Annotated in this window: 13 protein-coding genes; 2 read left to right on the forward strand and 11 right to left on the reverse strand. The window is 63.3% G+C overall.

The window, feature by feature from the left end:
• Window positions 1-13 precede the first annotated feature (13 nt).
• Both C483_RS18650 and purL read right to left on the reverse strand, forming a co-directional pair.
• Window positions 14-592 carry a response regulator gene (locus C483_RS18650; RefSeq protein ID WP_006654920.1) on the reverse strand — a complete coding sequence of 193 codons (579 nt, stop codon included), beginning with the start codon at window positions 590-592 and terminating at the stop codon, window positions 14-16.
• A gap of 152 nt (window positions 593-744) precedes the next feature.
• The gene (gene purL, locus C483_RS18655; protein ID WP_006654921.1) at window positions 745-3,021 is read right to left on the reverse strand and encodes a phosphoribosylformylglycinamidine synthase subunit PurL; all 2,277 of its coding nucleotides are present in this window, start codon (window positions 3,019-3,021) and stop codon (window positions 745-747) included.
• 135 nt (window positions 3,022-3,156) lie between these two features.
• Between purL and C483_RS18660 the strand changes: the two genes are divergently transcribed.
• Together C483_RS18660 and C483_RS18665 are read left to right on the forward strand one after the other, a co-directional pair.
• Window positions 3,157-3,843 (forward strand): PHP domain-containing protein, encoded by a 687-nt coding sequence (locus C483_RS18660; RefSeq protein WP_006654922.1) that lies wholly within the window; start codon window positions 3,157-3,159, stop codon window positions 3,841-3,843.
• Window positions 3,840-4,997, forward strand: a complete 1,158-nt coding sequence (locus C483_RS18665; RefSeq protein ID WP_006654923.1) for an asparagine synthase C-terminal domain-containing protein — start codon at window positions 3,840-3,842, stop codon at window positions 4,995-4,997. Before C483_RS18660 ends, C483_RS18665 begins: the two co-directional genes overlap by 4 nt.
• Window positions 4,998-5,008: 11 nt before the next feature.
• Here the strand turns inward: C483_RS18665 and C483_RS18670 are convergent, their stop codons facing one another.
• The 9 genes from C483_RS18670 to C483_RS18705 form a co-directional block, all read right to left on the reverse strand.
• Complete coding sequence (locus C483_RS18670; protein ID WP_006654924.1) at window positions 5,009-5,347, reverse strand: cupin domain-containing protein; 339 nt, start codon at window positions 5,345-5,347, stop codon at window positions 5,009-5,011.
• Between the two features lie 117 nt (window positions 5,348-5,464).
• Window positions 5,465-6,556 carry an Mrp/NBP35 family ATP-binding protein gene (locus C483_RS18675; protein ID WP_006654925.1) on the reverse strand — a complete coding sequence of 364 codons (1,092 nt, stop codon included), beginning with the start codon at window positions 6,554-6,556 and terminating at the stop codon, window positions 5,465-5,467.
• A gap of 286 nt (window positions 6,557-6,842) precedes the next feature.
• The gene (locus C483_RS18680) at window positions 6,843-7,151 is read right to left on the reverse strand and encodes a hypothetical protein (RefSeq protein ID WP_006654926.1); all 309 of its coding nucleotides are present in this window, start codon (window positions 7,149-7,151) and stop codon (window positions 6,843-6,845) included.
• Window positions 7,148-8,563, reverse strand: coding sequence for an NrfD/PsrC family molybdoenzyme membrane anchor subunit (gene nrfD, locus C483_RS18685; RefSeq protein ID WP_006654927.1), 1,416 nt, complete (start codon window positions 8,561-8,563; stop codon window positions 7,148-7,150). The genes C483_RS18680 and nrfD overlap by 4 nt, the downstream gene beginning before the upstream one ends.
• Window positions 8,560-10,215 (reverse strand): 4Fe-4S ferredoxin N-terminal domain-containing protein, encoded by a 1,656-nt coding sequence (locus C483_RS18690; protein ID WP_006654928.1) that lies wholly within the window; start codon window positions 10,213-10,215, stop codon window positions 8,560-8,562. Before C483_RS18690 ends, nrfD begins: the two co-directional genes overlap by 4 nt.
• 188 nt (window positions 10,216-10,403) lie before the next feature.
• Window positions 10,404-11,078, reverse strand: coding sequence for a helix-turn-helix domain-containing protein (locus tag C483_RS18695; protein ID WP_006654929.1), 675 nt, complete (start codon window positions 11,076-11,078; stop codon window positions 10,404-10,406).
• Between the two features lie 184 nt (window positions 11,079-11,262).
• Complete coding sequence (locus C483_RS18700; protein WP_006654930.1) at window positions 11,263-12,192, reverse strand: alpha/beta fold hydrolase; 930 nt, start codon at window positions 12,190-12,192, stop codon at window positions 11,263-11,265.
• A 360-nt stretch (window positions 12,193-12,552) separates the two neighbouring features.
• Entirely contained in the window at window positions 12,553-12,690 is a 138-nt protein-coding gene (locus tag C483_RS20565; protein ID WP_006654931.1) for a hypothetical protein, read from the reverse strand.
• A 130-nt stretch (window positions 12,691-12,820) separates the two neighbouring features.
• Entirely contained in the window at window positions 12,821-13,915 is a 1,095-nt protein-coding gene (locus tag C483_RS18705; protein WP_006654932.1) for a transcription initiation factor IIB, read from the reverse strand.
• Window positions 13,916-14,229: the final 314 nt, after the last annotated feature.

Genomic DNA, 14,229 nt, shown 5'->3' on the forward strand with positions numbered 1-14,229 from the left:
GGAGAAGGAGGAGTTATTTGCTCTTGTCGCTGTTCGGTGTGTTCGTCTCGTCCGCCTTGTTCGCCTCAATCGCATCCGCAACCACCGTCGACAGCTCCACCCGTGACCCCGCCAGTTGTGCTTCGAGTCGCTCGTACGCCTCGCTATCAGCGAGCTGTTTCGGCGTCTTCTCGGTATCGAGCAGCGCCTTCTTCTCCGCAAGTGTAAACAACTCCTGGAGCTCCTCGTCGTACGTCGCACGCACCTCGAGTCGCTCGACCGCCTGCAGTAACTCGTCCTTTGACACCGGCTTAACAAGATAATCGTCGAACCCCATGCTGACGATGTCGAAATCCGGCTCGACCGCAGTCACCATCGCGACACGACACTCTACTTCGCGCTCACCGATCGTCTCGAGTACGGTGTCACCCGAGAGTTCGGGCATCCGCCGATCGAGCAGGACGACATCGACCGAGTCATCGATCAGTTCGAGTGCTTCAGAGCCGTTCGAGGCCGTTCGAGTGTCGTACTCGTCGCCGAGCCAGACGGTGTAGAGATTCGCAAGATCGGGTTCATCCTCAACGATCAGGACGGTCGGGGTGTCAGTAGCCATGAAGCGAGATCCTCCGGTGTGTCGTTGGGGAACGACAGGGTTGTCATGGCAGTTGAACTGAGAATATATCAACATACCGGGACCAGATTCAGAGCAGGGCGGTCCTCGGCGATCCTGTCCGATAGAAATAATCCACTGCGCTACGTGTCGACTTACTCGAGTTCGTCCTCGATCGTCGAACGCAGATCGCGAATCTCGGTTGCGTCGGCGGTGATCGTCTCGTCGTCGACGGTCAGCGAGAGGGTGCCGTTGGCAGTCGCCGCGCCGAGGGAGACGACCGGCGCAACGGTGTCGAACGCGTCGCGGACAGCCGCAGGCGATTCGGTCTGAATCACTGCGCGGCCGGGCTGTTCGTGGAACAGCGCACCCGCGGGATCGCTCACGTCGGGAAGCGAGATGTCGAGACCCGCATCGTCGGTGATCATCTCTGCGAGTGCGACCACGAGTCCGCCGTGGCTCACGTCGTGCACCGCGAGCGTCGCCTCGTCGTCTGCGACAGACGCGAGCGTGCCAACCAGATCAGCTGCCTGCTCGTCCGACGGGAGCGCAGGGAACTGGTCGCTGCCGTCGAATTGCGCGAGGTACTCCGACCCGCCGAGCGAGAACGCGTCGGACTCGAGTGCGAGGTCGCCGACGAGGAGGAGTTCGCTTTCGCCCTCCGCTGTTGGCTGGACCTCGAGCGGCGGCGCGTCGTATCCGTCTTTCGTGCCGACCATCGCGAGCGTCGGCGTCGGCGGGATCGGGCCGGCAACGGAGTCGTTGTACAGCGAGACGTTGCCGCCGACGACGGGCGTCGAGAGCGTCTCGCACATGTCTGCGAGGCCGTCGACGATTCCAGTGAAGCCGCCGTAGACGTCCGGTTTCTCCGGGTTGCCGCCGTTGAGGCAGTCGACCGCGGCGAGGGGCGTCGCGCCCTTGGCCGCGATATTCGTCGCGTTCTCGAGTGCAATCGCGCGCGCACCGTCGTACGGTGCGGTGGTCGTCCAGTGTGGGGCTGCGCCGGAGGAGATGGCGAGTCCGGTGTTGGCTTCTCGAACAGCAATGATAGCTGCGTCGTCGCCCGGCCCGACGCTCGTCCGCACGCCGACTTCGTGGTCGTACTGGCGGTAGACCCAGCGTTTGGAGGCCGTGTTCGGACTGGAGACGACGGCGTCGAAGGCCTCGGTGAGATCGGCGTCCGGCAGGTCCGTGTCAGGTTCTGCAGGCTCTTCGCTCGGGAGATCGTTCATCGGCGCACCCTCACCCAGGAAGTATGCGTCGACGTCAACGACGGTCTCGCGCTCTCGCGGCTCCCCATCGTCGCCGCTCGAGTCATCCGAGGCGCTCCGCGCCTCGCTCCCCTCGAAGGTGCAGACGTAGTTCCCCTCCGTCACCTCGCCGATGACCGAACAGCCGAGGTCGAAGCGGGCTGCGATTTCCGCGACGCGGTCGACGTTTTCGGGGTCGACCTCGTAACACATCCGCTCCTGGGATTCAGCGAGCAGGATCTCGAGTGCCGACATATTCGGCTCGCGTTGGTGGACACGTTCGAGTTCGATGTGTGCGCCGAGGCCGCCCTTGGCGACGAGTTCGCTGGAGGCACCGCCGAGGCCGGCCGCCCCGAGGTCACGCGCGGACTCGATCAGGCCGTCGTCGACGAGTTGCTCGTTGGCCTCGATGAGGAGTTTCTCGGCGTAGGGGTCGCCAACCTGGACGGCGGGTCGGTCTTCGGTTTCGGCGTCCTCGGCCAGGTCCTCGCTGGCGAAGCTTGCGCCACCGAGACCGTCGCGGCCGGTCGCGTTGCCGACGAGCACGAGTTTGTTGCCGGGCTCCTGGGCTTCGGCGGTGACGAGTCGCTCCTCGTTCGTCAGGCCGACGCAGGCGACGTTCACCAGCGGGTTGCCCTCGTAGTCGGCGTGGAAGTCGACGCTGCCAGCGACCGTCGGGACGCCGATACAGTTGCCGTAGTGACTGATTCCTTCGACGACGCCCTCGAAGAGGTACTTCGAGTGTTCGCGGTCGAACTCGCCGAAGTACAGCGAGTCCGCGAGCGCGATGGGGTAGGCACCCATCGAGAGGGTGTCCCGGACGATGCCGCCGACGCCGGTCGCAGCGCCGTCGAACGGGTCGACGTAGGAGGGATGGTTGTGACTCTCGATGCCCATCGTGATGTACGTCTGTGTGTCGTCTCCCTCCGTGTCAGCGCCCTCGTTCCCGCCCTCATCTTCGTCTTCATCTTCGCTCTCGGGCAACGCGACGACCGCCGCGTCGTCGCCCGGACCGATGACGACCTGGTCACCTTCGCTCTCGAACGCCGACAGCAACGGTCTCGAGGAGCGGTACGCACAGTGTTCGCTCCAGAGGTTCTCGAACAGCGCCGCCTCCGCCGGGGTCGGCTCTCGACCCAGTTCCTCGACGACGAGTTCGTGATCCGAATCGGCAAGGCTCATTCACCTAGGTGATGAAAGTGCGGTGGTAAATGGGTTTCTATATCCACGTTCATGCACATTATCAGCAACTGTCGTCGTAACCGTGACAGCCCGCGGACCGAGGCGCTTTTGATCAATCGCCGTGAACACAGAGGCGTGCTGTCGGTCGAACTCCACGCCCACTCGGCGCTGTCGTACGACGGCCGTGACCCGGTCGAACTCATCTTAGAGCAGGCCGACGCCGTCGGACTCGACGCAATCGCCGTGACAGACCACGACGAGATCGACGCGAGTCTCGAGGCCGCCGAGCGTGCGCCCGACTACGGACTGGTCGGCATCCCCGCCATGGAAATCTCGAGCAAAGCCGGCCACATCCTCGGCTTCGGACTCGAGGAAGCCGTCCCGCCGGGCCTTTCCTACGAAACCACACTCGAGGAGATCCGCTCACAGGGCGGTCTCGCCGTAATCCCCCACCCCTTCCAGGAGTCTCGACACGGCGTTATGGCCCGCATTACGCGCGAACAGTTGGCGATGGGCGACGCCATCGAGGTCTACAATTCACGGCTGCTGACCGGCCGCGCCAACCGCCAGGCCGAACGGTACGCCGAATCTCGAAATCTCCCGATGACCGCGGGCAGCGACGCCCACATCAGCGAGATGGTCGGCCAGGCCGTCACCCGTGTCGACGCCGACGAACGCTCCGCCGACGCCATCCTGCAGGCGATTCGAGAGGGTCGAACTACTGTCGAAGGCAAACGAACACCCTGGCACATCAGCTTCCGCCAGGCCGCCGGCGGCGTCTCGCGGCGGGTCCGAAACGGCGTTCTGGGGCTGTTTCAATGACTCCCACACCGTCGTCTGCCTCATCTTCGCCTTCGCGTCGAACGCCCCCACTCCGCGGAACTACCCCCGACACAGTCCGCACCGCACTCGAGTCCGGCGAGCCACTGCCCGGCACGACCGGCTTCGCTGGCGTCGTCGACATCGACGGCCGGGACCACCTCGTTCGCGACGTACTGGGTCGCGTGCCGCTGTTCGTCGAGCGTGATCAGCACCCGACCGACGCGTGGGCGTACACTCCCGAGGAACTCGCCGACCCTGTTGCGTTTCCTGCGGGTGCCGTCGCCACCCCTGATGACAGTGCACCGCAACAGCACTGGACCGTTCCCGACCCCGAGCCGATCGAGGACGCTGATGCAGCGCGAGCCGTACTCGAGTCCGCCATCGACACGGCGACAACTGAAGCCGCTGCAACGGACGCGGATATCGCGGTCGCCTTTTCGGGCGGCGTCGACTCCGCGCTCGTCGCCGAACTGCTCGACGCACCGCTGTACGTCGTCGGCTTCCCGGATAGCCACGATGTCGAGGCAGCCCGCAGCGCCGCAGCCGCGATGGGGCGCGAGCTAACTGTCGTCGAACTCGAGCCGGCCGATCTCGAGCGCGCCGTTCCCGAAATCGCGCGCGCGACCGGGCGCACGAACGCGATGGATATTCAGATCGCGCTGCCGCTGTATCTGGTCGGCGAACGCGTTGCCGCCGACGGGTTCGACGCGCTCGCCGTAGGACAGGGGGCGGACGAACTGTTCGGCGGCTACGAGAAAGTAGTCCGACTCGACCACCGCGTCGAGGCCGAGACGACCCGTGGAGCCGTCCGCGAGCAGATTCGAAGCCTCTCCGAACAGCTCCCACGGGACGTGCGTGCTATCGAAGCTGCCGGCCTTGAGCCGGTCGCGCCGCTGTTACACGACGACGTTGTCAGCGCGGCGCTTCGGCTACCCGACGACCTGCTCGCCGACGAGGAGACGCGAAAGCGCGGCTTCCGGCAGGTGGCAGCCGAGCACCTGCCGGAGGAAGTCGCGATGCGAGACAAAAAAGCAGTGCAGTACGGCAGTCTCGTCGCGCGCGAACTCGACCGGCTGGCCCGCCAGGCGGGCTACAAGCGCCGGATAGACGATCACGTGACGAAGTACGTGGACTCGCTGCTCGAAGACGAGTAGCCACTGCCCACTCAGGACGGCAGCGGACACAAACTCGCCGTAAAGACCACCGTCTCGTCGGTCTCGTTTTTCGCTCCGTGAGCGACACCGCGCTCGTGGAGCACAGTACCGGGCGCGTCGATCTGTTCGTGCTCGTCGTCCTGAATCACCGTTACCGTCCCCTCGAGAACGTGGAAGACGTTCGTACTATCACCGTGTTCGTGCGCCTCGAGTTCTGCACTGGGGCCGAGCGCGAAGGCCTTCACCAGCACGTCGTCGGTGACGACGAGTTCGGTGGACTCGAGTTCCCCCTCGTCTGGATCGAGCGCTGCCAGTGCGTCGTCGTAGCGATCGAGTGATGTCGGAGCCATTGCTGTCCGGTGGCGAATTTGTACTGCGAGTAGATAAAACGAGACGGCAACTGTACGCTGCTGGCGGCGGTAGCGTGTCAGTGTGCGAGTGCGCCAGTGTGCCAGTGCACCGGTGCGTCAGTCCTCGAGTTCCGTCGGCAGCTTGTCGGCCGGATCATCCGACGTGTTCGCGTCGACAGTTCGGCGGTTCGTTTCGCCGATCCGGTCTGCGATGTTGGCGACGACCTCCTCGACGGCCTCCTGTACCGGGCTGTCGTCGTCCTTGACGAGTGCACCCTCACTTCCCTCTGCACCGAAGTCAGGGTGGATTGGGATCTGGCCAATCATCGGCACGTCGTACTTGTCGACGATGGATTCTGCGCCATCGGTGCCGAACAGGCCGTGCTGGTCGCCACAGCTTGGACAGACGAACGAACTCATGTTCTCGACGACGCCCAGCACCGGCGTGTCGTGCTTGTTGAACATCTGGATGCCCTTCCGGGTGTCCTCGAGTGCCATCTCCTGTGGCGTCGTAACGACGACAGAGCCCGTCACCGGCATCGACTGCAGCAGATTCAGCGTCGCGTCACCGGTGCCTGGCGGCAGGTCGACGATGAGGTAGTCCAGCCGTCCCCACTCGACGCCCTCTAAGAATTTCAGCATGAACTTGTTGACCATCGGGCCGCGGAGAATCGCCGGGTCGTCCTCCTCTTCCATCATGAAGCCCATACTGATGACGCGGACACCGTCGGATCGCGGCGGAACGATGTCCTCGCTCGGCGTCACGCCGGGTTCGCTCTCGACCGGCAGAATCTTCGGGATGTTCGGCCCGTGAATGTCGGCGTCGAGCAGCCCGACCATCGCGCCTCGTTTTTCGAGTCCAGCCGCGAGGTTCGCTGCGACCGTGGTCTTCCCGACACCACCTTTCCCGGAGGCGACGGCGATGACGTTACGAACGCGGGGCAGGACCTCGTCGTCGAAGCCGTGTTCCGCGCCGGCGTGGGCGCGCAGGTCGGCCTCGAGTCCTACGTCGTCACAGACCTCTCGAATCCGGTTGCCAAGCTCCATTTCGGAGGGTGCGTATGGCGTGTTGAACGCGAGTGAGATACGAGCGGTTTCGTCCTCGATGGTGACGTCGTTGACGAGTCCGAGCGAGATGATGTCCTCGCCGATGTCCGGGTCCTCGATCCCTTCGAGCTTAATCTTGAGTTCGTGTTCTGTGATGCTCATACTGAGTCTGTGTGTTACCTAGTCGTAGGGTTGCGAAGCGGGATACGTGTGATGGTTCACCCCTGACGGTAACTCGCAGTAAGACATGTGAGGTTGCGTTAACAGGGCATCCGTATCGACCAGTCGGTCAGAAGCTGTGTGGAACCGCAAGCGCGAAACGCCAGAGAGACGGCGTTTCCGCTCTGTGTTGCGTGTCGGTGTGTCGCTCGATGGTGTCAAGAAAGTGCCGCGGACGGATCGCCGGTCAGTGAGTGACCAGCGGTGATCGGGTTCTCGGACCGTACCGTTACGGACCGGGTGCCGCGAGTGGTTCCGGCAGGCCGCCGTAGAAGACGACGCCGATGATGACGGTCAGGATGAACATCCCGATCCACATCTGGGCCGTAATCCCGACGAGGTAGGAGACGCCGAGCAGGCCGGTCTTGCTATCGCGGGGCTGTCCGAGGAACCAGGCAGCGACCATCACGTAGACGGGAACGAGGATGACCCCGAAGATGAGGTAGGTCCCGATGTTCGGGAAGCCCGTCACACCCTCGGTGCCGTCGTAGCCGTGATAGAGGATGAACGAGAGCGCGGTGGTAAGCGCTGGGATCATGCTTCAACCTCCGGCTGCTCTGCACTTTCGTCTACCGATTCGTGGTCGTGTTCGTGGCCGTGACCGTGGTCACCACGAAGGTGTTCGACCGCGTGGAGCTCGACCACGGGAACGAGCTTCGACAGCACGAGGAAGAACAGTACCACCATGCCGACCGTTCCGACGAGTGACAGCAGTTCGATCGCGCTCGGGAAGTACTCTCCTGGAGAACCATCGTAGATGCTGAACGACGGGTACCAGAAGCCAGAGAGGACGAAGTACGTCTTCTCGACCAGCGTCGCGGTCAGCACGAGCAGGCCAGCAGCGATCGCACGGCCCTTGCTGAACAGCGATGGACGGATCGTCTGTGCGAAGATGTACACCAGCACGCCGAGCACCATCAGCATCGGGCCGACGTACATTGGGTGCGAGAACTTCGACGCAGTTGCGTCTGCGTGGTCCGTCGTTGGGTGGAAACTGCCCGTGGCGAGCTGCTGGAGCTGCAGCCAGAGGAACAGCAGGCAGAAGAATCCGAGCCACAGGAGCAACCCACGGAAGATGTCGTCAGTGATGATGTGGTCCCAGTCGTACGCGCGGCGGAACGCGTAGGACAGGAGGATCACGCCACTGATTGCCGACGTGAGTGCGATCGTCAGGAACTGTGGTCCCTGAATGCCACCGAACCAGCCAGGGTAGTTTGGCAGGACGGCGAACAGCCATGGAATGACACCGCCGTGAAGCAGCAGTGGTGCCATGATAATGATCGCGAGTGCGACCCACCAGACCATCCGGTCGATGACCTTGTCTTCGGCCTTGGTGTAGCCGAGGGTCAGCACGTTGTAGACCGGTGCGAGAAGGTCAGGCAGCTGTTTTCCACCCACGTTGGGCGCGAACGACGGCAGGTCATCGCGTAGGCGTGCGATGTCGTATCGGAGCGTGAGCCCGAGATACGTCGCCGTCAGCACGAAGTAGGCCGTAATGACAGTAACGTCCCACACCAGTGGCGAGTTGTTGACCGTGATGTGGTAGTGACCGATGATGCTCGTGACCATGCGGTCCGGACGGCCCATGTGCACCATGATGTAAAACCCTGCTGCAGAGAGGCCAGCGAGCGTCAACATCTCTGCGAGGCGGGCAACCGGCATGTATCGATCCATGCCGAGCAGTCGGACCGCAGCGGAGAGGATAATCCCGCCGTGAGCGATCCCGACCCACCAGATGAACGCGCCGATGTACAGTCCCCAGGTGACACCGCCACCGCTACCCCAGTCGGAGAGGCCGGTAACGGCCATCCCCTGCTGCAGCTGGTACATCCAGCCGACGAGGAAGGCACCGAGTGCCAGCGCCGCGATGGCGAACAGGAGGACGTACTTCTTCGTGAACGTGTGCATCGGCCGCAGGATGTCGTCCTCAGACGGCGTCTTGGTGCTCATAAGGACACCCCAGCGTCACCGACCGTCATCTCGTCGAGGACCTCCTTGCGGTTGTCTGCGAGCGGCACGGAGCTACCGTCTGCGAGGTCAGCTTCCACGTCTTCGTAGGCAACTGGCCCATCAACCTGCTCTGCCTGCGGACCTGGCTCGTTGCCCAGGTAGATGATGTTCGGGTTGGTACCCATGTCCTGGAGCAGTTGGAAGTTCGACGACGGCTCGCCGGCTTCGTTCACGAGAACGGTCTGTGCCGCGCTCTCGTCTGGACCGTCGAACTCCTCGTCCTCGTCCGGTTCGTCGGCGAGGTCGAGTCCAACGAGGACTTCCTCGCTGTCGAGGTCGAGGCCGTGTGCTTCGAGCGCATCGAAGGCCTCGACGATGTTCTGCTCGTATTCGGTGTGGCTGTCGTCGCCCTCACCGAAGTCGTCGGTGACGATCTCGATCGCCTTCATGATCCGGAGGTCCTCCTCGTCGAGGTCTTCGGACGCCTCCAGAACGGACTCGAGGTCGTCGTCCGCGCCGTCGAGGTCGTCCTCGAGTGCGTCCGCCGAGGGGACGCTCATGTCGATGTCGGAGAGTGCGCGACCACGGGCCGGGTTGTCGGCGTAGGTCTGTGGGTCGCTGTTGTCGTCGAACATGTTGCCGAACTGGATCGCGTCCGGCGGACAGGCGTCCTCACAGGCGGTCGTTCCGACAGCGTCCTCGCCCATGCCGCCATCCTGACGGGTTGGGCACATCGTACACTTGCTCATGACGCCACGCGGTGCGCGACTGTCGACCCAGCGACCACGTTCGTCGGACATGTGGTCGTGTGGGACATCGCTATCGTGATCGTGGTCGCCCATTTCTTCCTGTGCCTGTGCCTCGATGTCTTCCGTGGTGATGTCGGGTTCGTCCCACTGGAAGTAGTTGACACCGTACGGACAGGCAACCTGGCAGTATCGGCAGCCGATACAGACGTCGTAGTCGGTCAGGACGAGGCCGTCGTTGTCACGCGTGTGACGCGCGGTCGTCGGACAGACCTTCTCACACGGTGCGTCGGTACAGTGCTGGCACGGTCGAACGAGTCGGTTGCGACTCGTGTCGACGCCGTTGTCCTCGTAGTCGAGGACATACATCCAGTTGACACCGCGGTCCAGATTGTTCTCCTCTGCACAGGCCTCGACACAGGAGAGACAGCCGTCACAGCGCTCGAGGTCGATCGCCATACCCCACTGAACGTCCTGCTCAGTGTCGTCGCCCTCCTGGGCGGCGGCGACGTTCGGCTCGCTCTCGCTGCCACCTTCCGAGGCACCGAAGGCACCGAGACCGACGAAGGCTGCACCGGCACCCATCTTCTTCATCATGCCGCGGCGACTCTCTTCGCCGTCGCTGTCGACACTCTTTAGCATCTCGGCGAAGCCGCCAGCGTTCTTTTGGGCCTCTTCGTAGGCCTCCTCGGTCGGGCGGTCGTCGACGCCGAACTCCTCCATCACGTCGTCGTGATACTTCTCGTGGAAGTCGGCTTCGGAGAGTTCGCCCTTCGTGACGCGCATGGCGTCTTCGGCCATCTGCATCCCGAGGTCGCTGTCGTACTCGGTATCGTCGAGCATCGTCTCGAGTTCATTCTCCCACTCTTGGCCGAGTGGATGGAACGATTCGTCTTCCGTACTCATCGCGTTAGAACACCTCTTGACATGCGGTTCCAGTCACAACGTGAGTACGCAACGGCACCCACTTGAATACGTTCATTTGCGGTTCCTCTAGAGCGCACTCACCGCTACCAATCGAAGAAAGACACAGTCGATTTCCACACCGTGGGAATGGGTGCGAACAAGTTCGCTAGTATAAGTAGGTTGCTAGCTCAGCTCTGAACGAGTTGGTCCTCGAGTGGAGACTCGGGATCGGTATCAGGCACGCGGTCGAGGAATTGCTTGATAATCGCCTCCTCCGCACGGTGAAGCGTTTCGCTGCACGTCGATTTTGCAATTCCCAGATGCTCGGCGAGTTCGGTCAGCGAACTTCGGCGCGGCGTATCGTAGTATCCCTGCTCGACGGCAGCAGTGAGCACCTCGAACTGGCGATCCGAGAGGAGTTGGCTGTCGTGAAGCTGCTCGGTGACAGTCTCGATGCGATACTGCAGTCCAAGCCGTTCGAACTGCGCTGCGAGTTCACCCAGTCGCTCGCGCGAACCAGTTACCTCGACCGTCGCGCGTCCGTCCTGAATCGTCACCGGCAACTCGATCGGCATACCGGAATTCCGCGAGGAGAACAGCAATAGCGGTTTCGTCGTCTCGAAATGCACCGTCGCTTCCCCGTCGCTTCGCTGTGTGAGCGTCACCTCCGTGAGCTGGGGGTGGTCGGTCATCGTCTCGAGTACCTGCTCGACGTTCGACCCGGTGATCTGGACGAGCGCGAAGCCGGTGTCTGCTCCGGGAACCGCGGCGAGCACCCGAAAGGTCGCGTCCGGGTTCGCCGTCGATACCTGCTGAATCCAGACGTGGTCGGGCAGCGTGATAGTGAGGGTCGCCTGCGCCATGGCAATCGTTCACTCGAGTGTTGGGGCTGGACAACCAATAGGCACCGTCACATTCCTACCACGTGGGAATGACTGAGCTGGCCGGTCGAGACGGCGAAGTTCACCGGAGAGGGCACCAGACCCAAGACGGTCGCAGCCACCAGCCACCGTGCAGATTGCACTCCCGAGAACCGCAAACACCGCCTCACGACGAACAGTGCGCTACCAACTCCTCGGCAACCAGCGCTGGCCGCTCGTGTTGCACCCAGTGGCTCGCTCCCGAGACCTGCACGAACCGGCTTCGGGCACACTGTGTGATGCTTCTGTGGGCAAGGTCAGTCGTCAGCGCAACATCCTCGTCGCCCCAGATGAGAAGCGTGGGCGTCTCGAGTTGGTCGTCGTCGGCTGCGGGGATCGAGGATCCGAGCCTGACCGGCGGGTACCGGCCGCTCGCCCGGTACCAGTTGAGCATTCCGGTGAGGACACCTGGCTGTCGCCAGGCGCGACGGTACAGCGCCCGCTCGGACGCTGAAAACGTCCCAGCCGGCGCAGTCTCCGTCAGCGCGCGCTCGAGACGCTCGTACCCGTTCGCCCCGAGCAGTCGTTCGGGAAGCCAGGGGAGTTGGAACAGGGAAGCGTACCAGCTACGCGCCTGTTGTTCGAGCGAGGACCGCAACACCCGCTGAAACACCGCCGGATGCGGTGCGTTGATGACCGCCAGCCGGTCGACCACCTCGGGATAGCGGGTGGCGAGATCCCACGCGACGATGCCGCCCCAGTCGTGGCCGACGACGTGTGCGCGCTCGCGGCCTGCCGCGTCGATCAGGTCGACGATATCCCGCGCCAGGTATCGGAGTCGGTACGCGCCGACACCCTCGGGCGTCTCGCTGCGGTTGTAGCCGCGCTGGTCCGGCACCACGACGCGGTAGCCGGCCTCGATCAGCGGCTCGAGCTGGTGTCGCCAGCCGTACCAGAACTCGGGAAAACCGTGAAGCAAGACGACCAGCGGTCCCGACTCGTCACCACCGGTAACCACGTGGAGACGAACTGTTGAGAGCTCGCGGGTACTCGAGTCCACTGCGATAGCTGGGAGAGCCGATGCATCGGGGCCGGACATCATCTCGGCGGCTGTCATTGAGTGATCTTCCAGACGGACAGGTGTAAACGCGATCCCGTGCGGTATGGGAACATGTTCGTCGTATTTTATACAGTCAGGAATTGTCGCCAGGGATGAACGGGAGCGATCGCGTAGTCGTGAATAACGAGGAGACGGACAAAAACGACGCCCCCACCAGGAGAACTGCCCCGTCGATCTCATTGCGGCCCACTGGAGCGAACGTCGGACACACGAGGGTAAGCGGGGTCAGGGGCGATCCCAACTGACGAATTCCGACCGGTCCGACAGCCTACCCGACCGGACCGCCAGCCTACCCGACCGGTCCGCCAGCCGACGATCAGTGCTGACGGTCAGCATCGTCGGCACAACCGCCCGTAGCTACGTCCACACCCGCAAACACTCGCTCGAGCAGAAGTGCAAATCGATCTCCGTCCCGTCGCTCCCCGCGTCGTGCGTCGTCAGCGTGTACGCAACGTCCGGCGCTCGACAGTTGTCACACTCGAGTACAGCAGCCATAGTCAGGTCGACCGGACAAACGGGCTTGAGTATGCACTCGTTAGCAATGCAGTCCGTCGAACAGCACACGCTGGCACAGCGACGAACGGCAGTAAATCGCTCATTGAACGCGCTGCGATCGCGACTCGATCTACGCCGGTGCGCCGCCCTCGGCTTCGAGCAGTTCGTGATACCGGTTACGGATCGTCACCTCGGAAATACTCGCGACCTCGCTGACGTCGTTCTGAGTCACTTTCTCGTTCGTGAGGAGTGCGCCGGCGTACACCGCCGCCGCTGCGAGCCCCACCGGCGACTTGCCGCTGTGGATGCCCGATTCCTTGGCCGTCTCGAGTAACTGTCGGGCGCGGCGTTCGGTCTCGTCGGAGAGATCGAGATCGCTCGCGAAGCGCGGGACGTAGCTCACCGGGTCCGCCGGCTTGACTTCGAGGCCGAGTTCCCGAATCACGTACCGGTAGGTCCGTGCGATTTCGTCCTTTTCGACGCGGCTGACGCCCTCGATTTCGTCGAGACTGCGCGGCGTGCCGGCCTGCCGAGCCGACGCGTACAGCGAGGCGGTCGAAACGCCCTCGATGGACCGGCCCGGAAGCAGGTCCTCCTCGAGTGCCCGCCGATAGATGACGCTCGCGGTCTCGCGGACGTTGTCGGGGAGGCCGAGCGCGCTCGCCATGCGGTCGATTTCGCCGAGCGCCTGCTTCAGGTTGCGCTCTTTCGAGTCGCGGGTGCGAAAGCGCTCGTTCCAGGTGCGAAGCCGCTGCATCTTCTGGCGCTGGCGACTCGAGAGCGACCGGCCGTAGGCGTCTTTGTCCTGCCAGCCGATGTTCGTCGAGAGCCCCTGGTCGTGCATCATGTTGGTCGTCGGAGCACCAACGCGGCTCTTTTCGTCCTTTTCTGCGGCATCGAACGCGCGCCACTCGGGGCCGCGGTCGATCTCACCTTCCTGGACGACGAGGCCGCAGTCCGCACAGACGGTTTCGGCGTGTTCTGCGTCGGACATGAGGCGGCCGTCACACTCGGGACACTGTTCTTGTTCTGATTCCTGCGCTTGTTCTTGTTCCTGGTCCTGCTGTCGCCCCCGTGGTCGTCCGTGCTCGCGTTCGCGGTCGCGCTTCCGTTCAGTCTCGCCCTCGTTCGTCTGCTCGTCGCGCTCGTCCGTCCGCTCGCTGGACTCCGCCCGCTCAGTCGTGCGTCGCTCGTCACTGTGCGTTCGAATACTGGAGTCAGTCATTGGTAGTGGAGCCAATCGAATCGTCGCTGAAAACGCCCTGTCAGTCACAGTATAACGCCCTGCCGCGACTTAAACACTGTGATCGTACGGATATTTGAACGCGTGCCTGCGAGCGTAATCACAGCTTCAGCCCACCGTTTCAGACGGATCGTTGCGGCGTTTTGCCAGCCCTCACTCCGGCCGGGCGGCAATCACCGCTCCCGAACGACACCCGACCGTCTCAGTCGGGTCGCCCCACACGCAGCGCCGCCAGTACGCACCCACAGCTGTCGCCGTATCGAAACGCTTACTCCCGACAGGGCGATTCGAACACG

It is taken from the genome of Natrialba hulunbeirensis JCM 10989 (assembly GCF_000337575.1).
Classification (GTDB): Archaea; Halobacteriota; Halobacteria; order Halobacteriales; family Natrialbaceae; genus Natrialba; species Natrialba hulunbeirensis.